The following is an 18,930-nucleotide window of genomic DNA, read 5'->3' on the forward strand; positions in this document are numbered from 1 at the left end:
GCAAGGGGTTCGCGGGTACGTTCTCACATGCCGGTCGCCCGTCTCGGAAACCGGGTTCATCGGCTCTAATCGAGCCATGACGAACTCGCTCGACCTCGAACACCTGCGGACGCTGATCGCGATCGCCGAGTGCGGCGGGTTCAGCAAGGCCGCCGCCGTCCGCCACATCAGCCAGCCCGCGCTCAGCCAGCACGTCCGGCTGCTCGAACGCGGGCTCAAGCGCAAGCTGTTCGAACGCGACGGCCGCAACATGCGCTTCACCCACGAGGGCGAGCGCGTGCTCGCCGAGGCGCGGCGCATCATCGAGGTCCACGACGCGTCACTGCTGCGGCTCGACGCCGAGCGCGACCAGACGATCGTGGTCGGCTCCACCGAACACAGCGCCGAGCAGATCCTGCCGGAGATGATCAAGGCGTTGCAGGCGGCCTTCCCCGGCGTCGCCACGCGGTTCGAGATCGGCAGGTCCACGCAGCTCACCGACGCGGTCGGCAAGGGCACCGTCGACTTCGCGTTCGTGCTGGACCCGAGCGGTCAGGGCGCCGGGCACCTCGTCGGGCAGCTACCGCTCGTCTGGTACGCCTCGCGTGGCTGGACGCCGGGCGCGACGCTGCCGTTGGTGGCGTTCGAAGAGCCCTGCGGCCTGCGGGAACGGGCGTTGTCGGTGCTGGCGGCCGTCGGGCACCGCGTCGAGGTCGTCGCCCAGTCCACGACGCTGGAAGGGGTGCTGGCCGGAGTGCGCGCGGGGCTGGGCATCGCGTTGCTGCCGAGTGCCGGTGGCCGGTCGTCCGAACTGGCCGTCCACACCGACCTGCCCGACGCCGGCACGACCCATCTGCGGATGGTCGCCCGGCGCGGTCTCGCCGCCGACATCGAGCAGACCGCGTTGTCCGCGGGCACCGACTTCTTCACGCAACGCCCGCACCTGCAGCTGGTGCGGGGAGCGTGAGTCGATAAGACGTGGCTATGGAATTGGTTCGCGTACTTGTCTTGGACGCGTCAGCTGAGCCCGCCCTACGGTCGGAACCGTGACCAGCGCACCCGTCTTCGACGCGAAGATCCCCGAGACCGCCTCGCCGAAGGTGGAGTTCATCAGCCTGTCGCACCTGAACCCGTCGACTGAGCTGAACCCCATCCCGAGCAGGGGCATCGACCTCAAGTACTTCCGCCAGTACGTCCGCTCGCTCGAGGAGGGTGGCTACGACTACACGTTGCTGCCGTACGGCGCCGCCTCCGCCGACTCGTTCGTCGTGGCGTCGGCGGTCGGTCAGCTCACCGAGCGGATCAGGCCCATCGTCGCCTTGCGGCCCAACACGACGTTCCCGTTGGTGGGAGCGCAGAAGCTCGCCACCCTCGACCAGCTGACCGAGGGCCGCGCGGTCGTCCACCTGATCTCCGGCGGCAGCGACGCCGAGCAGGCCAGGCAGGGCGACTACCTGCCCAAGGACCGCCGGTACGCGCGCACCTCGGAGTACATCGACCTGCTGCGCCGGGCCTGGACCGAACCCGGGCCGTTCAGCCACGAGGGCGAGTTCTACAGGTTCGACGACTTCGGGCCTGGCTTCGCGCCGTACGAGGCACCGATCCCGATCTCCATCGGCGGCCAGTCCGACGAGGCGTTCCAGGTGGGCGGCGAGAAGGCCGACATCTTCAGCTTCTGGGGCGAGCCGCTCGACGACCTGCGCGGCGAGATCGACCGGGTGCACGCGATCGCCCGTGCCGCCGGCCGCACGACGTTGCCGCGCATCTGGGTCACGTTCCGGCCGATCATCGCCAGGACCGACGAACTGGCCTGGCGGAAGGCCCACGAGTACGTAGCGAAGATCGCCGACACGTTCGGCAAGGCCGCCTACGGCAAGCAGAGCTTCATCCCGAAGGGCTCACCGCAGAACGTCGGCTCGCAGCGGGCGTTGTCGTTCGCCGAGAAGGGCGAGCTCTACGACCGTGCACTGTGGACTCGGACGGCGGCCGTGACGAACGCGGCCGGCGCGTCGACCGCGTTGGTCGGCTCGCCCGAGACGGTGGCGGCGGCGATCCTGGACTACGTCGATCGCGGCGCGGACCTGGTCAGCATCCGCGGTTACGACACGCTCGCCGACGCCGTCGACTACGGCAAGCACGTGCTTCCGCTGGTGCGCCAGGAACTCGCGCACCGGGAGGCCACCGGCACCCGCGGCACCCTGCAGGCCGACCACCTCGGCGGCTACACCGAGGACTACCGGCGTTTCGCGGGCCAGGCATGACGACCACCGTCACGGACCTCGCCGCGGTCACGGCGGATCTGGCCGAGACCGCGGCCGAGTACGACCAGAGCGGCGCGATCCCGGTGAAGGGCCTGGAGGTCGTCCATCGTGCGGGGCTGTTCACCGCGACCGTGGGAACGCGGTTCGGTGGCGCCGGAGCCGGGCCGCGGGAGGTGGCGCGCATCCTCACCGCGCTCGGCGAGGGCGATCCGTCGGTGGCGCTGATCGTGGCGAACACGCTCATGGCGCACTCCGCCCAGGCCGCGAACTCCCACTGGCCGCAGGCGTTCTACGACGACGTGCTGCGGCGTTCGGCGGAAGGCCCTGCGCCGATCAACGCCATCAGGGCCGAACCCGAACTGGGTGCGCCCGCTCGTGGTGGCCTGCCTAAGACCAAGATCAGCCGATCCGGGCAGGGCTGGGTTCTCAACGGCCACAAGGCCTACGCCACGGGTGCTTCGGCGCTGGCCTACCACCAGGTGTGGGTCGTCACCGACGATCCCGAACCGCGGGTGGGCCACGTGATCGTGCCGGGGGACCTGCCCGGCATCACCTGGGTCGACACGTGGGACCACCTGGGCCTGCGGGCCTCGAACACGCACGACGTGATCTACGAGGGCGTGGAGCTGCCGGAGGAGGCGTTCGTCGAGATCCCCCGCGGGGCCGACGGCGTCTACCGCGACCCGGCGGCCGTCGCGGGACCGGGCAGCTTCGGGCATCCCGCGCTGTACATCGGTGTGGCGCGGGCGGCCAGGAGCGCGTTCGCGGACTTCGCGCGCAACCGCGTCCCGGCCGGACTGGGCAGGCCGATCGCCACCACCGAACGCATCCAGGCGGTCGCCGGCGAGATCGACCTGCAGATCGCGCAGGCGGAAACCTTGCTGCACGGCGCTTTGCTGCGCATCGAGGCGGGCGACGAGTCGGTGCACCCGCAGCTGTCGGTGATCAAGGTCGGGATCGCGCGGTCCGTGGTCTCGGCGGTGCAGACGGCCGTCGCGGCATTGGGCAACCCGGGGTTGTCGCGACGGAACTCCCTGGAACGGCACCTGCGCGACGTCCTGTGCGTGCGGGTCCACCCGCCGCAGGAGGACGCCGCGCTGATCGCCGCCGGTCAGCGCGTGCTCGGCGGATCGTAGGCCTGAACCGGCGGCACCGGGCCGTCGTACCGGGTGACGGCGACCAGCACGTGTGCTCCGCTGGTCGCCTGCGTCAACGGCGAGGTGGCGACGTCCCTGGTCAGCACGTTGACGTTGCCGTTGACGCAGTCGGCGATCTCGGGCGCGCTGGGGTCGAACCACGCCCCGGTGTGCATCTGCGCCACGCCGGGCAGCAGCACGTCCGAGATGACCACCCCGGCCAGCAGGCTGCCCTGCGCGCTGCGGACCAGCACAACGTCCCCTGTGGACAGTCCACGCCGCGCCGCGTCCTCGGGGTGGAGCCTGATGGGTTCTCGGCCGGCGACCTTGGTCGACTGGCTCGCGTCGCCCATGTCCAGCTGGCTGTGCAACCGGTGGGTCGGCTGGTTGCACAGCAGGTGCAGGTCGAACTCCTCGGCGAGCGGCGAACCCCACCACTGCGTGGGCTCGCGCCACCGGGCGTGGCCCGCCACGGCGGAGTCGAGCTCGATCCGGCCGCTGGGAGTGCCCAGGGGTGAGCCGGCGCGGAACGCGGTGAAAACCGCGTCGCGGTACGGCTCCTGGGGCAGGTCCAGCCCGCCGTCGCGCCAGAACGCCGCGAACGGGGGAGCGTCCTCGGGGCGCCACTCCTCGTAGATCCGCTCCAACCACTGCGAGGAGTCGAGCCCCTCGGCGAAGTCCACGCCGAGCCGGGACGCCAGTTCGGTGTAGATCCAGAACTCCTCGCGGGACTCCCCGAACGGCGCCACCACGCGAGGCATCGCCCGCAGCCTGCTGTCGCCCGCGCCGGCCGCGATGTCGTCGCGTTCCAGCGTGGTCGCGACCGGCAGGACGATGTCGGCGTGCTTGGCGGTCGGTGTCCAGTGCGTCTCGTGCACGACGAACGTGTCCAAACGGGACAGTGCGGTGCGCAGCCGGCGCAGGTCCTGGTGGTGGTGGAACGGGTTTCCGCCCGCCCAGTACGCGAGCTTGACGTCCGGATAGGTCAAGGTCCGGCCGTTGTACGGGACCTTCTCGCCGGGGTGCAGCAGCATGTCGCTGATCCGGGCGCACGGGATGAAGTCGGGCACGGGGTTCACGCCCTGCGGGAACGTCGGCAGGCCTGGTCCGGCGACGCCCACACCGTAGTCGCCCATCGACCCGAACCCGTGCGCGAAACCAGCGCCCGGCAACCCGATCTGCCCGAGGAACGCCGCCAGCGTGAGGGCCGCGAACACCGGTTGCTCGCCGTTCTCCCCGCGCTGCAACGCGTAGACGACGTTGATCAGGGTCCGGCCCGCCGCCATCCGGTGGGCGAGCGCGCGGATCACGCCCGCGGGCGCCTGGCTGATCTCCGCGGCCCACTCCGGGGTCTTGGGCACCCCGTCGACCTCGCCCAGGACGTACCGGCGCACCTGTTCGGCACCGACGGTGTGCGTCGCCAGGAACTCGTCGTCCGCGAGGCCGTCGACGATCAGGACGTGGATCAACGCGAGCATCACGGCGGTGTCGGTGGCCGGCATCACCCCGATCCACTCGGCGTCGAGATCGGCGAACGCGTCGTCGCGTTGCGCGGACAGGGACACGACCCGCGTGGTGCGCCCGACGGCACGGATGCGCTCGGAACTGGTGTGCCGCGCGTGTCCGCCCGGCGCGACCCAGGTGTTCGACCGCCGCACACCGCCGAAGCTGACCAGCAGATCGGTGTGCTCGGCGATGTCCGCCCAGGACGTGGGTTTGTGCCGCATGTCGAGCATTTCCTGCGCGCCGATCAGGTGCGGCAGCAGCACCTGGCTGGCGCCGCGGCTGTAGTCGTTGATCGAACGCGTGTATCCGCCGATCCTGTTGAGGAACCGGTGCAGCTGGCTCTGCGCGTGGTGCAACCGTCCAGCGCTGCCCCAGCCGTACGAGCCGCCGAAGATCGCCTGGTTGCCGAACTCCGACCGCACACGATCGAGTTCGCCCGCCACGAGGTCGAGGGCGGCGTCCCAGGAGACTTCGACGAACTCGTCGCCCCGGCGCACGGCCGGTCGGGCGATCCGCGATCGGTGCCGGTTTCCGCTCACGACGTTGCCGATCGCCGGTGCGGCGTCCGGTTCCGCGGAACGCGCCGAACTGACCTCCCCGCCGTCGGTCTCGACCCAGTAGGTGCCCCAGTGCGCGCTGGTCTCCACGGAGAGAGGCTATCCGCGTGGGCGCGCGTTAAGAGATAAGACTCCGTGATGAGTTCCGATCCCCATTTCGTCTTGGACCCTTTCCTGTCCCCGCTTCTACGGTCTTCGCATGAAATTCCCTCACGCGTTCCGGACGATCGTCGGCCTCGCCACCGTGCTCGCCCTCACCGCGTGCGGCGCCGGCGTGGGTGCCCAAAGCGGTGGGGAGCCCAGGCAGGGCGGCGACATCACGTTCCTCATCGACTCGCTCGGTGACACCTGGATTCCCAACAACAGCGCCATTTCCAGCTTTCAGGGTCACATCTGGGGCCACGTCACCGACAAACTCGTCTACGTCGACGACAAGGGCGCCGTCAGCCCGTGGATCGCGGAGAAGTGGGACCAGAACCCCACCGCCACCGAGTTCACGCTGCACCTCAAGGACGGCGTGACGTTCTCCGACAAGACACCGCTCGACGCCGCCGCGGTCGTGGTGAACCTCGACATCTGGTCCAAGGGCGACCCGGCGCGCGGTATCAACCCGATCGGCCTGTTCCCCAAGACCTACGAGCGTTCCGAGGCCGTGGACGCTAAAACGGTGAAGGTGTTCTTCAAGGCGCCGACACTCGGGTTCATCCCGACCCTGGGCTACCACGGCTCGATCCTGATCTCGCCCAAGACCATCGCCCTTCCGGCGGCGCAGCAGGCCGATCTGTCCAACGACATCGGCAGTGGGCCGTTCACCGTCGCCTCCTGGAAGGAAGGCGACAGCGTCGTGCTGAAGAAGCGCCCCGACTACAACTGGGCGCCGGCGGCACTGGGCAAGCAGGGACCGGCCGAGCTCGACTCGATCACCTACAAGCTCGTCGCGGAACCGTCGGTGCGCACGTCCGCCGTCCAGTCAGGACAGGCCGACGTCGCCTACAACCCGTCGCCGCAGGAGCTGAAGTCCTTCAAGGACCAGGGTTTCACCACCGCCACCCCGCGCTACCTCGGGTTCGTCAACGGCTACGCGGTGAACACCAAGGCCGCGCCGTTCGACGACCTCAAGGTGCGGCAGGCGTTCCAGCACGGCATCGACCGCGCCGAGATCATCTCGACCGTCTACACCGAGGACTGGCTGCCCGCGAAGTCGTTGTTCCAGAGCAACGTCCCCGGCGCCACGGACCGCAGCGCGGACTTCGCGTTCGACGCGGCCAAGTCGAACGCGCTGCTCGACGAGGCGGGCTGGGTCAAGGGCGCGGACGGCGTGCGCGCCAAGGACGGCAAGCAGCTCGCGCTGACGCTGTACTCCAACCCGTACCTGGCCGCCTCCAAGTCGATCGACGAACTGGTCGCGCAGCAGCTCGGCAAGCTCGGCTTCAAGGTCGGCATCCAGTCGTTCGACGTCGTCACCTACGGCGAGCGCGTCAAGATCAACAACCCGAACATCGCCGCCTACGAGATCACCCGCAGTTTCATCGACGCGGGCACGGTGGCCGGCGTGCTGACCGACGCGAACAAGGGCGAGAACTGGTTCGGGCTCGGGCAGAGCGACGCCAAGCTGGTCGAACTCGCGACCGGCGTCGCGCGGTCGGAGAACGTCGAGGCGCGCGCCAAGATCCTCGACGAACTGCAGGGATACGTGTTGCAGCAGGGCTACTACGTGCCGCTCACGCAGATCGTGCAGCGCATCTACCTGCAGTCGCCGAAGCTCAAGGGCGTGACGTACAACGGCATCGCGTACGCCAACTACTACACCGCCTCGCTGACGTCATGAACCGCGCCTACCTGGCCTTCGCGCTGCGGCGGGTCGTGCAGGCGGCGGTCGTGATCCTGCTGGCCTACGTGTTCACGTTCATCGTGATCAGCGTGCTGCCCGGCGACCCGGTGACGAACACCTTGCGCAACCCGCAGAACGGCTTCTCCGAGGAGGAGATCTCCCGGATCGTCGCCTACTACGGGCTCGACCGGCCGGTGTACGTGCAGCTGTGGGAGTCGTTGTCCCGCTTCCTCGTCGGCGACCTGGGCATCTCGCTGCGGTCGGGGTTGCCGGTGTCGAGGCTGATCGGCGAGGTCCTGCCGTCGACGATCGTCCTCGCGCTGTCGGCACTTCTCGTCGCCGTGCTGCTGGCGTTCGCCGTCGCGCTGGGCACGCGGTACCTGCCCTCGCGCTACGGGCAGAACGTGCTGCGGGCGTTCCCGTCGTTGTTCCTGTCGGTGCCGAACTACGTGATCGGACTGCTGCTGATCAACGTGTTCGCGTTCCAGCTCGGTCTGTTCCGGGTGATCGACTCGGAGGGCGGGTTCGCGACGCTGTTCGCGTCCATCGCGCTCGGGATTCCGGTGTCCGCACGGGTCGCGGAGGTGCTGATCGCGAATCTCGACCACGAGGCGGGCCAGGAGTACGCGACCGTTGCCCGGTCCCGCGGGCTCGGTCAGACCCGGTTGTTCTTCCGCCACCTGCTCAAGCCGTCGTCGCTGCCGGTGGTGACGGTGATCGCGCTGACCGTCGGCGAACTGCTGGGCGGTGCGGTGATCACGGAGAAGATCTTCGGGCGCACCGGCATCGGCAGCCTGGTCGAGCGATCGGTGACCACGCAGGACCTCCCGGTGCTGCAGGCGGTCGTGGCGTTGGCCGCGGTGGTGTTCGTCGTCGTCAACCTCGCGGCCGACCTGGTCTACCCGTTGCTCGACCCGCGGGTCCGGCTGACCGAGGAGGTGTCCGCATGACCACGCTCACGAGGCCCGCGACCAGGGTTCCGCTCAGCGCCGGGCTGTCGTTCGGGGTCGTCGCGGTCGTTCTGCTGTGGTCGTTGGTGCCCGGCCTGTTCACGACCCAGAACCCCGCGCTCGGAGTGCCCGCCGACAAGTTCCAGGCACCGAGCCTGACGCACTGGTTCGGCACCGACCACCTCGGCCGGGACCTGTTCGCACGGGTGGTGCACGGCACCGCGTCGTCGGTCAGCAGCGCGTTGATCGCCGTGACCATCGCCGTCCTGGTCGGTGGCCTGATGGGGCTGCTCGCCGGGTTCCTCGGCGGCTGGACGGACACCGTGCTGGCGCGGTTCGTGGACGTGCTGCTGGCGATCCCGGAGTTCCTGCTCGCGGTGATCGTCGTCAGCGCGCTCGGCTTCGAGACGACCAACGCCGCGATCGCCACCGGGGTGTCGGCGGTCGGCATCTTCGCCAGGGTGATGCGGTCGGAGGTGCTCAAGACCCGCCGGGCGGTGTTCGTCGAGGCCTCCTACCTGCAGGGCGGGGGGCAGTGGCACATCCTCGTGCGGCACGCGCTGCCCAACGCCTCGCGGTCGCTGCTGTCCCTCGCGGTGCTGCAGTTCGGGTACTCGATCCTGCTCATCGCGGGACTCGCGTTCCTCGGCTACGGCGACCCGCCGCCCGCGTCGGACTGGGGCCTGCTGATCTCGGTCGGCAAGGACTACCCGCTGTCGCCGTGGCTGGTCTACGCCCCGGCCCTCGTCATGATCACGACAGTCCTCTCCGTGAACAGGATCAGCCGATGGCTACGCAAGACCGACTGACCCTGCGCGTCTCGGACCTGTCCGTCGCCTACGGGCACCACGAGGTGGTGTCGAACGTCAGCTTCTCGGTGCGGCGCGGGGAAAGCCTCGCGCTGATCGGCGAGTCGGGCTCGGGCAAGTCGACCATCGCCCGTTCCGTGCTGCGCCTGCTGCCGCGCTCTGGGCGGGCGAGCGGCTTGGTCGAATTCGAGGGCCAGGACGTGTTGTCGTTGCCCGAGCGGCGGTTCCGGCCGTTGCGCGGACGGGCGATCGGGTTCGTGCCGCAGGATCCGGGCCACGCCCTGAATCCCGTGCGCACGATCGGTTCGCAGGCTCTGGAGGCGGCCGCGCTGGTCGCCGAGACCGGGCGCAGGGAACTGGTGCTGGACACGTTCGCCCAGGTCGGGCTGGACGATCCGCGCCGGGTGTACGACTCGTACCCGCACCAGCTGTCCGGTGGCATGCTGCAGCGAGTCCTCATTGGACTGACGGTGCTGCCGCGGCCGGCGTTGATCGTGGCCGACGAGCCGACCTCGGCGTTGGACGTGACCATCCAGAAGCGCATCCTGGACCTGTTGTCCCGGCTGCGCGAGGAGCTGGACATCAGCCTCCTGCTGATCACCCACGACCTCGCGATCGCCGCCGAACGCGCTGATTCGCTGGTGGTGCTGAAGGACGGCGTGGTCCAGGAGGCCGGCGACACGGGCACGGTGTTCAGTTCGCCGAGTTCCGCCTACGCCGAGCAGTTGCACGCCGACGTGCCCGCGCTGAACCCCGATCGCTACGAACACCTCCGCACGTTGCCCGGCGAGGTGCCGAAGATCGAGGTCAGCGGCGTGACGAAGTCCTTCGTCGTCGAAGGCTCCCGGCTGACCGCCGTCGACGACGTGTCGTTCGCGGTGAGCGCGGGGGAGACCCACGCGCTGGTCGGCGAGTCCGGCTCGGGCAAGACGACGACCATCCGCCTGCTGCTCGGACTCGAGGTGCCGGACAGCGGCGCCATCACGGTCGCCGGCGAGGACGTGACCGGCCGTTCGCACGGAGACCTCCGGTCGATCCGCCGCCACCTGCAACTGGTCTACCAGAACCCGTTCACCTCGCTCGATCCCACGTGGACGGTCGCCAGGCTGGTCGGGGAGTCGCTGGACCGCTACCGCATCGGCACGCGGCCCGAGCGCGCCGACCGGGTGCGCGAGGCCGTGGAGGCCGTCGGCCTGAGCCCGGACCTGGTGTCCCGCAAGCCTTCCGCGCTGTCCGGCGGCCAACGGCAGCGTGTCGCGATCGCCCGTGCGCTCGTCCTGCGGCCGGACGTGATCGTGCTCGACGAGCCGACCTCGGCGCTGGACGTGAGCGTGCAGGCGGGGATCGTCGAGGTGCTGCTGACGTTGCAGGCCGAGCTCGGGCTGACCTACGTGTTCGTCTCGCACGACCTGGCTCTCGTCCGCCAGTTCGCGCACACGGTCTCGGTGATGCACCGCGGCCGGATCGTGGAGAGCGGGCCCGTCAAGACCGTCCTCGACTCCCCGCGCGAGGCCTACACGCGCACCCTCGTCGAGTCGCTTCCCGCTGGTGTGAAAGGACTCCGATGACGCGCCTGGGCTTCAACACGCGGGTGTCGTTCGACGACGACAACGGCCCCGAACGCGGCTTGCAGGACGGGCTGGCGCTGTTCCGGGCGGCCGAACGGCTGGGCTACCAGTCCGGCTGGGTCTACCAGCGCCACTTCGACCACTACCTGTCGTCACCGCTGCCGTTCCTCGCCGCGGTAGGCCAGCACACCAGGCACATCCGCCTGGGCACCGCCGTGCTGCCGATGCGCTACCAGGACCCGATTCTGCTGGCGGAGGCCGCGGGCACCACGGACCTGCTGGTGGGACAACGGCTGGAACTCGCCGTCGCCACCGGCGCCACGGCGGCGTTCGACGCGGTCTTCGGCACCGTCGGGACCGACGCCCGAACCGAGGCGCAACGCCGCCAGGAACGCTTCCTGGCCGCGGTCGGCGGCTCACCGCTGCACGTTGTGGACGGGCCGGGCCAGGGCGCACCGGTGGGCACCGAGCTGAGGGTGACACCGCACAGCCCCGGCCTGCTCTCCCGCGTGCGGCAGGGCGCCGCCAGTCTCGGCTCCGCGGTGCGGGCAGCGGAACTCGGCATCGGCCTGATCACCGGCACCGTGCTGCACGACCTGGCCGAAGGGGAGACGGTCGGCGAGTACCAGGCGCGCATCATCGACGCCTACCGCGTCACGTGGCGCGAGAAGCACGGCACCACACCGCCTTCGGTGGCCGTCGCCGCCTCGATCCTGCCGGGCACCACGCCGGAACTCCGTGCGAGGTATGCCGACTACGACCTCCAGCGCCGTACCGAGGGGATGGCCGCCTCACGGCCTCGAGGTGCGCTGGTTCCGGTCGTCTCGGCCGATCTGCCCGCCGGGATGCGCATCAGCCCGGTGTTCCACGGCTCGCCGGACGAGGTGACGGAGGCCGTGCTGGCCGATCCTGGGCTTGCCGTGGCCGACGAGGTGGTGCTGTTCCTGCCGCCGGCGTTCGGTCTGACGGACAACGTCCGGCTGCTCACGGATCTCGCGGTGACGCTGGCACCCGCGTTGGGCTGGACGCCTGCTGCTTGATCCGGCACGAGGGGAAGGGGTGGACGCCGACTCGACGTCCACCCCTTCCGTCACTCCGGGCCGGTCGCGACAGGCCTCTCCGGGTCCGACGACCACGCCGACCACGAGCCGGGGAACAGCGCGGCGTCCACTCCGGCGATCGCGAGGGCCGCGATCTCGTGCGCCGCCGTCACGCCGGAACCGCAGTAGACACCGACGTCCGCCCCGTCCAGGTCCGCGTACTTGGCGCGAAGTTCTTCGGTGGAAAGGAAAGCGCCGTCCTTCAGGTTGGCCGCCGTCGGTGCGGACCGCGCACCGGGGATGTGCCCGGCGCGAGGGTCGATCGGCTCGACCTCGCCGCGGTACCGCTCCGCCGCCCGTGCGTCGAGCAGCACGCCCTTGTCGGCCAGTACCGCTGCCTCGTCGGCGGTCAGGGTGGGCAGGTTTCCGGCGGACAGCTCGACGTCGCCCGGTTCCGCGGTCTCGTCGCCCACCGCGATCTCGAACCCCTCCGCCTGCCAGGCCTTCCACGCGCCGTCCAGGATGCGCACGTCGCTCAGGCCCGCCCAGCGCAGCAACCACCAGGCCCGTGCGGCCGAGGTGCCGCCGTTGTCGTCGTAGACCACGACTGGCCGGTGCTCGGTGACACCCCAGCTCCGGGCCGCTTCCTGAAGGTCCGCGATGTCCGGCAACGGGTGCCGGCCCGCCGTGGCGGGCGCGTCGTGGTTCGCGAGCTGGGTGTCCAGGTCCACGTAGACGGCGCTCGGGATGTGGCCCGCGCGGTAGTGGTCGTGGCCCTTCGTGTCGCCCAACGCCCAGCGCACGTCCAGGAGCACCGGCGCTTGGCCGTTCTGGAGGAGCCGGTGCAGTTCGGCGGGTTCGGTGAGGACGGCCCGTCGGGTGAGGCCGGGCAGGGTCGCGGCCAGGTCGGCGTCGTCGAGGCTGCCCGGTTCGACGCCCTCGGCGACCGCGCGCTGGACGCGTTCGGCCAGCGCGGCGTTGTAGGGCGCGGTCTGGCCGGAAAGCCTTGCCTGAAGGGACACCTCGCCGTTGAGGTAGTCGGTCTCCGGTGCGCCGCCGCGCTGGAGGCTTTGCCAGGTCGACGAACCGCTGCGGTCGTGGCCGGGGATGGGCCGGATGACCACGACCTCCCTGATGCGGTCGGGAACGAGGGCGGGGGCGCCGAGCACGAGCGCGGCCTCCTGCCGGGTGAGGCGCAGGGCGGCGCTGCGCAAGGCACTGGGGCGGTAGAGGGCGTCGAGTGCGTTGCCGGTGTTGCCGATCAGCTTGGCGGCCTTCCAGCGCTGGATGTCGTCGACGATCTCGGTGTGGAAGCGCGCGTCCGCGAGGTCCTCGGCGATCTCGGCCAGCCTCGGATGCGTGCCGCTGGGGTAGGCGCCGAGCCAGAACGCGCCCGCCGCGGGCTCGGCGGGGGACACGACCTCACCGGGGGAGAGGTGGCTGGCCGGGATCCACACGACCGCGCCGAACACCGTCGCGAACCTGCGCAACGCGATCCGTTCGTTCTCCAGGCCGTTCTGCAGCAGCACGATCGGCAGTGCGGCCGCCGCGGTGCTCGTGCCGACCGGACGCCACGCCCACGCCCGCACCACTTCCTCGGTGTCCTGGGACTTCGTGGCGACGACCAGCACGTCGTCCTGCTGGAGCTCGACCTCGTCCGGCCCGCCGACCACGGCGAGACGGATCTCCGACACGCCGCCGGGCCGCACGTACCGCAGGCCACCGGTGCGCAGCGCGTCGAGGTGGGAGCCTCGGGCGACCAGGATCACCTGGCGCCCGGCCTCGTGCAGCTCCGCGGCCGCGGTGGCGCCGACCGCGCCACCGCCGATGATCACGTATCTCGTCATGCGGTTTCTCCCAGGCGGTCCGACAGTGCACTGTGGACGGTCAGATGTTCTTTCCCTGCGCAGGGAAGGCTCGTCGGCTCGGCGTTCGCTGTCAATCGCTTCCAGCTACTGGGAGGACTCCGGCGGCGCGGTGAGCACGCCCCGGTAGGCCAGGGTGTGGCTGTAGACGATGTTGGTCGTGGTGCTGCCGAACGCGATCAGCTCGTCGACGACCTGTTCGAGGTGCCGCATCGAGGTGGCGGCGACCTTGAGCGTGTAGCAGTCGTCACCGGTGGTGCGCAGGCATTCCAGGATCTCGGCACGGTGTGCGAGCAACCGGTGCAACGGTCCGTGCTGGTTGCCCGGGTACTTCAGGCGCACCACGGCCAGCACCCCGTAGCCGACCTTGCCGAGGTCCACGGTGGCGCGGTAGCCGGTGATGACGCCGATGCTCTCCAGTCGCTTGACTCGTTCGGTGGTGGCCGAGGCGCTGAGGCTGACCCGGCGGCCCAGTTCGGTGAGCGGGACGCGGCCGTCCTGCTGCAGCTCGGCGAGGATCGCCCAGTCGGTCTCGTCCAGAGTCTCGGTCACCCGGCCAAACTACCGTGGATTTCACGGCCAACAGGCTCATCGGCCGTGAAGAATCCCTTCAGCGACGGACCGGTAGGGCCTAGCCTTGATCACGTGTTGATCGGAGTGAACGTTCCCAACTTCGGCCCCGGCACCAGTCCGGCCGTGCTGCGCGACTGGGCGCGGACGGTGGAGGGCCTGGGTTTCGACCTGCTCATGGTGTCCGACCACGTGGCGATCACCCCCGACGTGGCACAGCAGTACCCGGCCCCGTTCTACGACCCGTTCACGACGCTGGCGTGGCTCGCCGGCGTCACGGAGCGGATCACCCTGGGCACGACCGTGCTGATCGCGCCGTATCGCCACCCGCTGCTGGTCGCGCGGATGGCCGCCAACCTGGCCGAACTGAGCGGCGGCCGGTTCGTGCTCGGCGTCGGGGTCGGCTGGGCGCGGCAGGAGTTCGAGGCGCTCGGCGTCGAGTTCCGCCGCCGCGGCGCGCTCACCGACGAGCTGATCGCGACGGTGCGCGAGGCGTGGCGCGACGAGGGCTACCGCGCCGGGGACATCCCGATCTGGGTCGGCGGGGACAGCGACGCCGGCCTGCGGCGCGCGGTCCGGCTCGGCGACGCCTGGCACCCGCTGCGGCAGACCCCGGACGGGTGGCAGGAGTCGCTGACCCGGCTGCGGAAGGTCGCGGCGGAGGAGGACCGGCCGCTGCCCGAACTGGCGCCGCGCATCCTGCTGCGGCTGACCGACCAGCCACTCGACGACCGGCGGCTCGGCGAGGGCACGCTGGACCAGGTCGTCGGCGACCTCGAACGACTGCGCGCGGACGGCGCGAAGGCTGTGGTGCTGGACCCGTTCCTCGGCGATCCGGAGGAGACTCGGCGTCCGGAAGCGGCATGGCACGCGCTGGCCTCGGTACGAAAGGAGATGCGGTGAACGAGGAACACCTGCGCAGGGCGCTCGCGCTGGCGGCGGAGGCGAGGGCGGGAGGGAACCCGCCGTTCGGGTCGCTGCTGGTCGGCCCGGACGGGTCGGTGCTGGCGGAGGAACGCAACTCCTGCCTGACCGACGACGACATCACCGCCCACCCCGAGCTGAAACTGGCCCGCTGGGCGGCTCAGAAGCTGGACCCGGCCACCGCCGCCGGCACCACCATGTACACGAGCTGCGAGCCGTGCGGGATGTGTGCGGGAGCGCTGGCCCGGTCGGGCATCGGGCACGTGGTGTTCGCGCTGTCGGGCAACCAGCTGAACCTGCTGAAGACCTCGGGCGGGTTCACCGATGTGCCGACGGACGGACCGCACCTGTTCGAGGAGGCGTGGATCCCGGTCAAGGGCTACTACCCCTGAGGGATCAGCACGATCCTGCCGAACACCTCGCCCGCGTCCATCTTCCGGTGCGCGAGCGCGGCCTCCGTCAGCGGAAGCTGCTCGTGCACCACCACCTGCAGTTCGCCGCGCGCGGCCGCGGCGAACTGCGCTTCACGCACCGCTCGTCTGTCCGATTCGGACACCGTGGCGGCGCTGAAGGTCGCGAACGACAGCGACTTCTGGAACGCGCCCATGATCCGGGCGCCGAAGTCGTCCGGCGGCTGGCCCCCGACAGCGCCGACGACGACCAGGCGCCCGTTCGGGTTCAGCCGGTCGACGAACGACGGCAGGTCCGGCCCGGCCACGACGTCGATGATGACGTCGTAGCCCGCACCGCTCTGACCTGAGCGGTCCAGCACCTCGGTCGCCCCTAGGGCGCGCAGTCGTTCGCCGCGCAGCGCCGAGGACGTGGTGACCGCGACCGCTCCAGCGCCGCCCAGTGCGGCCAGTTGCACCGTCATGATTCCGAGGCTGCCCGACGCGCCGCGGACCAGCACGGACTCGCCGCGAGCGAACCGGGCGTGGGCGAGTCCGAAGTGCGCCACGAGACCGGCGCTGCCGAGCGCCACCGCGTCGACCGCGGACAGGTTCGCCGGCAGGGCGACGAAGTCCGCGGCGATCGCGTACTCGGCATAGCCACCACCGGTGCCGGTGGCCGCCCACACCCGTTGCCCGATCCAGGACGCGTCCACGTCGTCGCCCACCGCGATCACGGTGCCCGCCACCTCACCGCCGGGCACATGGCCCTCGCGGAACCCGTAGGCGGCGAGATCACCGCGCCGGATCACCACGTCCACCCCGCCCACCCCGATCGCCTCGACGGCGATCAGCACCTGGCCCCGCGCGGGAACCGGGGTGGCGAGGTCGACCACGGCCATCCCGTCAGGACTGCCGAACTCCTGCACCGCAACAGCTTTCACGACCGCGAAACTAGCGGACGCACCCGTCCGTTTCGCTAAGGTGAGAGCATGGCCGGTCGTTTGTCTCGGACAGTGCGTTCCGACGCGCGGTACAACCGCGAACACATCCTGGACGCGGCACGCGAGGTGTTCGCCGCCGAAGGCCTGAACGCGCCGATGCGGGAGGTGGCTCGCCGTGCCGGTGTCGGGCCGGCGACGCTCTACCGGCACTTCCCGACCAAGGAGATCCTCGCCACCGAGGCGTTCGCGGACCAGATGCGGGCCTGCGAGACCATCGTGGAGGACGGGCTCGCGCACCCCGATCCGTGGCAGGGCTTCTGCTCGGTGATCGAACGGATCTGCGAGCTGCACGCCCGTGACCGGGGCTTCACCGCCGCCTTCACGTCGGCCTTCCCCCACGCCGTGGACTTCGGGGAGCGTCGCGAGCGGACGCTGAAGTCGGTCGCGAAGCTGGCCCGCAAGGCCAAGCGGTCCGGTCACCTCAGGCAGGACTTCCTGCTGGACGACCTGATCCTCGTCCTCATGGCGAACAGCGGCATCCACGCGAACTCGCCGGCCACCCGTGCCGCGGCCTCCCGGCGCTTCGCCGAACTGGTGATCCGGGCGTTCCGGACTAGTCCTCTGTAGACGCCACGCGGACCAGCATCTTGCCGATGTTGTCCCCGCGCAGCACACCGAGGAACGCCTCGACGACGTTCTCGAACCCGTCCACCACGGTCTCGGAGGCTTTCACCGTGCCGTTCTGGACGTGCGGGACGAGAAAGCGCTCGAACCGTTCGCGGGAGTCGAGGTGCTCGCGAACCAGGAAACCCTCCAGCCGCAGGGACTTGAACATGACGTCGGCCAGGTTGTGCGGCGCGGCGGGCGGAGCCGAGCTGTACTGGGCGATCGCGCCCGACCACGCGATCCGGCCGTGCGGGCGCAACGCGTCGATCGCGGCGGCCAGGTGGTCGCCGCCGACGTTGTCGAGGTAGACGTCGATGCCGTCCGGCGCGGCCTGCGCGAGCTGCTCGCCGACCGGGCCTTCGCGGTGGTCGAACGCCGCGTCGAAGCCGATCTCCTTCAGGTGCGCCACCTTCGCCGCCGATCCGGCACTGCCGATGATCCGCCCGGCGCCCAGCAGCCTGGCGATCTGCCCGGCCGCGCTGCCCACCCCGCCCGCGGCGGCGGACACGAACAGGTCCTCGCCCGGCTGCAGGCGAGCGATCCGCGTGAGTCCGACGAACGCGGTCAAGCCCGTGCCACCCAGCACGCCGAGGTACGCGCTCAGCGGCACGCCCTCGGCCTGGTGTACACGCCGAACCTCCTCAGCGCCCACCACCGCGTGCGTCGACCACCCGGTGCGGTGGAACACCGTTGTGCCTACGGGGAGTTCCGGTGCCCGGGACTCGGCGACCCGGCCGATCGCCCTGCCCTCCGTCCCGGCCTCGCCGGTGTTCATCAGCTGCCGCATGTACGGGTCGACCGACAGATAAGCGTTCTCGATCAGCACCTGTCCGTCGGCGAGCGTGGGAAGGGACTCCGTCACGACGGTGAAGTCCTCCGCGCTGGGCGTGCCCTGCGGGCGGCGCACCTGGCGGACGGCGAGGAATGTGCTCATGCGGAGAACGTAAGGACGACAGGCCCGCCGCGGCAGAGCGTGAAGTCGATCGATCCCGCCGTTCCATGAACCGCGTTCATGGATAGTGGAACCGTGGACCTGAGCCCTTCCGACCTGCGCCTGCTGGTCGCCGTCGAGCACACCGGCAGCTTCACCGCCGCGGGACGCGAGGTCGGCCTCTCGCAGTCCGCGGTGTCGCACGCCGTGCGGGAGTGCGAACGTCGCGTGGGAGCCGTCCTGTTCGAACGCGGTCGGCGAGGCGCGAGTCCGACCCCCGCCGGTGAACGAGCAGTCGTGCACGCACGTCAAATCTTGCGTCAATTGGAACTGCTGCGCACCGAAGCACGGGACGCGGCGGCCGGATCGGTCACCGGTCCGGTGCGCATCGCGGCGTTCCGCACCGCCGCCGCTCACCTGCTGCCACTCGCGCTCGACCGGCTGACCAACCAGTTCCCCGGACTGAAACCGCAGGTCCTGGTCGTGCCCGAGCTGGGCCGCGGCGCGGCGGGGGAGGTCGCGGACGGCCGCGCCGACCTCGCCATCGCCACCCTCGACGACCACGCCGAACTCCCCGGCCTGCACCACGGCGACCTGCTGACCGAGCCGTACCTGCTGGTGCACCCGGCCGGCCACTCGCGGCCGCGCACGCTGCCGTTGCTCGACTGGCCGGAGAACTGCTCCTCCTACACCCGCACCTGGTGGAGGACGCAGGACTGGCTGCCGCCCAGGAGGCTGGACGTGGCCGACGACAGCGTGGTGCTGTCGATGGTGGCGCAGGGCATCGGCATGGCGATCCTTCCCCGGCTGACGGTGCTCAGTCCTCCGCCGGGGGTGGAGCTCGTCGACCTCGGCCCCGACCGGCCCACGCGCAGGCTGGTGCACGTGACCACGAGTGCGGGCAGGCACTCCCTCGCCGTGCGCGAGCTGATCCGCGAGCTCCGGGCGAGTGCGAACTGAGGCGAACTGTCCGGTTCATCTCTTTTTGACCGTCCACAGTGGAG

Annotated in this window: 17 protein-coding genes; 12 read left to right on the plus strand and 5 right to left on the minus strand. The window is 70.4% G+C overall.

Going from position 1 to position 18,930, the window contains the following annotated elements; genetic code table 11:
• Positions 1-76 precede the first annotated feature (76 nt).
• The 3 genes from ACIQF0_RS10590 to ACIQF0_RS10600 all read left to right on the plus strand — a co-directional run bounded on the left by ACIQF0_RS10590 (position 77) and on the right by ACIQF0_RS10600 (position 3,376).
• Complete coding sequence (locus ACIQF0_RS10590; protein WP_360043037.1) at positions 77-946, plus strand: LysR family transcriptional regulator; 870 nt, start codon at positions 77-79, stop codon at positions 944-946.
• Positions 947-1,025: 79 nt separating this feature from the next.
• Entirely contained in the window at positions 1,026-2,240 is a 1,215-nt protein-coding gene (locus ACIQF0_RS10595) for an LLM class flavin-dependent oxidoreductase (RefSeq protein WP_401027135.1), read from the plus strand.
• A complete protein-coding gene (locus ACIQF0_RS10600; RefSeq protein WP_401027136.1) occupies positions 2,237-3,376 on the plus strand; it encodes an acyl-CoA dehydrogenase family protein in 1,140 nt (379 codons plus the stop codon). Before ACIQF0_RS10595 ends, ACIQF0_RS10600 begins: the two co-directional genes overlap by 4 nt.
• Here the strand turns inward: ACIQF0_RS10600 and ACIQF0_RS10605 are convergent.
• A complete protein-coding gene (locus ACIQF0_RS10605; RefSeq protein ID WP_401027139.1) occupies positions 3,352-5,529 on the minus strand; it encodes a molybdopterin-dependent oxidoreductase in 2,178 nt (725 codons plus the stop codon). The two genes, ACIQF0_RS10600 and ACIQF0_RS10605, sit on opposite strands and share 25 nt — an antisense overlap.
• Before the next feature lie 109 nt (positions 5,530-5,638).
• Here ACIQF0_RS10605 and ACIQF0_RS10610 point away from each other — a divergent pair, with 109 nt between their 5' ends.
• Genes ACIQF0_RS10610 through ACIQF0_RS10630 form a run of 5 tightly spaced genes read left to right on the plus strand, consistent with a single transcriptional unit; the run spans position 5,639 to position 11,637 of the window.
• Positions 5,639-7,267, plus strand: a complete 1,629-nt coding sequence (locus ACIQF0_RS10610; protein WP_401027142.1) for an ABC transporter substrate-binding protein — start codon at positions 5,639-5,641, stop codon at positions 7,265-7,267.
• Positions 7,264-8,220, plus strand: coding sequence for an ABC transporter permease (locus ACIQF0_RS10615; protein ID WP_401027145.1), 957 nt, complete (start codon positions 7,264-7,266; stop codon positions 8,218-8,220). The genes ACIQF0_RS10610 and ACIQF0_RS10615 overlap by 4 nt, the downstream gene beginning before the upstream one ends.
• A complete protein-coding gene (locus tag ACIQF0_RS10620; protein ID WP_401027147.1) occupies positions 8,217-9,029 on the plus strand; it encodes an ABC transporter permease in 813 nt (270 codons plus the stop codon). Before ACIQF0_RS10615 ends, ACIQF0_RS10620 begins: the two co-directional genes overlap by 4 nt.
• Positions 9,008-10,597 (plus strand): dipeptide ABC transporter ATP-binding protein, encoded by a 1,590-nt coding sequence (locus ACIQF0_RS10625; RefSeq protein ID WP_401027148.1) that lies wholly within the window; start codon positions 9,008-9,010, stop codon positions 10,595-10,597. The genes ACIQF0_RS10620 and ACIQF0_RS10625 overlap by 22 nt, the downstream gene beginning before the upstream one ends.
• Positions 10,594-11,637, plus strand: a complete 1,044-nt coding sequence (locus tag ACIQF0_RS10630) for an LLM class flavin-dependent oxidoreductase (RefSeq protein WP_401027151.1) — start codon at positions 10,594-10,596, stop codon at positions 11,635-11,637. Before ACIQF0_RS10625 ends, ACIQF0_RS10630 begins: the two co-directional genes overlap by 4 nt.
• Positions 11,638-11,687: 50 nt before the next feature.
• On the opposite strand, the gene ACIQF0_RS10635 is transcribed toward ACIQF0_RS10630, so the two are convergent.
• Both ACIQF0_RS10635 and ACIQF0_RS10640 read right to left on the minus strand, forming a co-directional pair.
• Positions 11,688-13,484 carry a rhodanese-like domain-containing protein gene (locus ACIQF0_RS10635; RefSeq protein WP_401027154.1) on the minus strand — a complete coding sequence of 599 codons (1,797 nt, stop codon included), beginning with the start codon at positions 13,482-13,484 and terminating at the stop codon, positions 11,688-11,690.
• A gap of 105 nt (positions 13,485-13,589) precedes the next feature.
• Positions 13,590-14,054 carry an Lrp/AsnC family transcriptional regulator gene (locus tag ACIQF0_RS10640; protein WP_360043008.1) on the minus strand — a complete coding sequence of 155 codons (465 nt, stop codon included), beginning with the start codon at positions 14,052-14,054 and terminating at the stop codon, positions 13,590-13,592.
• A 93-nt stretch (positions 14,055-14,147) separates the two neighbouring features.
• On the opposite strand from ACIQF0_RS10640, the gene ACIQF0_RS10645 reads away from it, so the two are divergent.
• Both ACIQF0_RS10645 and ACIQF0_RS10650 read left to right on the plus strand, forming a co-directional pair.
• Complete coding sequence (locus ACIQF0_RS10645) at positions 14,148-14,975, plus strand: LLM class flavin-dependent oxidoreductase (protein ID WP_401027156.1); 828 nt, start codon at positions 14,148-14,150, stop codon at positions 14,973-14,975.
• Entirely contained in the window at positions 14,936-15,388 is a 453-nt protein-coding gene (locus tag ACIQF0_RS10650) for a nucleoside deaminase (protein ID WP_401027159.1), read from the plus strand. Before ACIQF0_RS10645 ends, ACIQF0_RS10650 begins: the two co-directional genes overlap by 40 nt.
• On the opposite strand, the gene ACIQF0_RS10655 is transcribed toward ACIQF0_RS10650, so the two are convergent.
• Positions 15,379-16,329, minus strand: a complete 951-nt coding sequence (locus ACIQF0_RS10655) for a zinc-binding dehydrogenase (RefSeq protein WP_401027161.1) — start codon at positions 16,327-16,329, stop codon at positions 15,379-15,381. The genes ACIQF0_RS10650 and ACIQF0_RS10655 overlap by 10 nt on opposite strands.
• 48 nt (positions 16,330-16,377) lie before the next feature.
• Between ACIQF0_RS10655 and ACIQF0_RS10660 the strand changes: the two genes are divergently transcribed.
• A complete protein-coding gene (locus ACIQF0_RS10660; RefSeq protein ID WP_401027163.1) occupies positions 16,378-16,956 on the plus strand; it encodes a TetR/AcrR family transcriptional regulator in 579 nt (192 codons plus the stop codon).
• Here the strand turns inward: ACIQF0_RS10660 and ACIQF0_RS10665 are convergent.
• The gene (locus ACIQF0_RS10665; protein WP_401027166.1) at positions 16,943-17,929 is read right to left on the minus strand and encodes an NADP-dependent oxidoreductase; all 987 of its coding nucleotides are present in this window, start codon (positions 17,927-17,929) and stop codon (positions 16,943-16,945) included. The genes ACIQF0_RS10660 and ACIQF0_RS10665 overlap by 14 nt on opposite strands.
• 93 nt (positions 17,930-18,022) lie before the next feature.
• Between ACIQF0_RS10665 and ACIQF0_RS10670 the strand changes: the two genes are divergently transcribed.
• Positions 18,023-18,886: a LysR family transcriptional regulator gene (locus ACIQF0_RS10670; RefSeq protein WP_401027167.1), complete on the plus strand. Its 864-nt coding sequence runs from the start codon at positions 18,023-18,025 to the stop codon at positions 18,884-18,886.
• Positions 18,887-18,930 lie beyond the last annotated feature (44 nt).

It is taken from the genome of Lentzea sp. NPDC092896, from assembly GCF_044754905.1.
Taxonomy (GTDB): domain Bacteria; phylum Actinomycetota; class Actinomycetes; order Mycobacteriales; family Pseudonocardiaceae; genus Lentzea.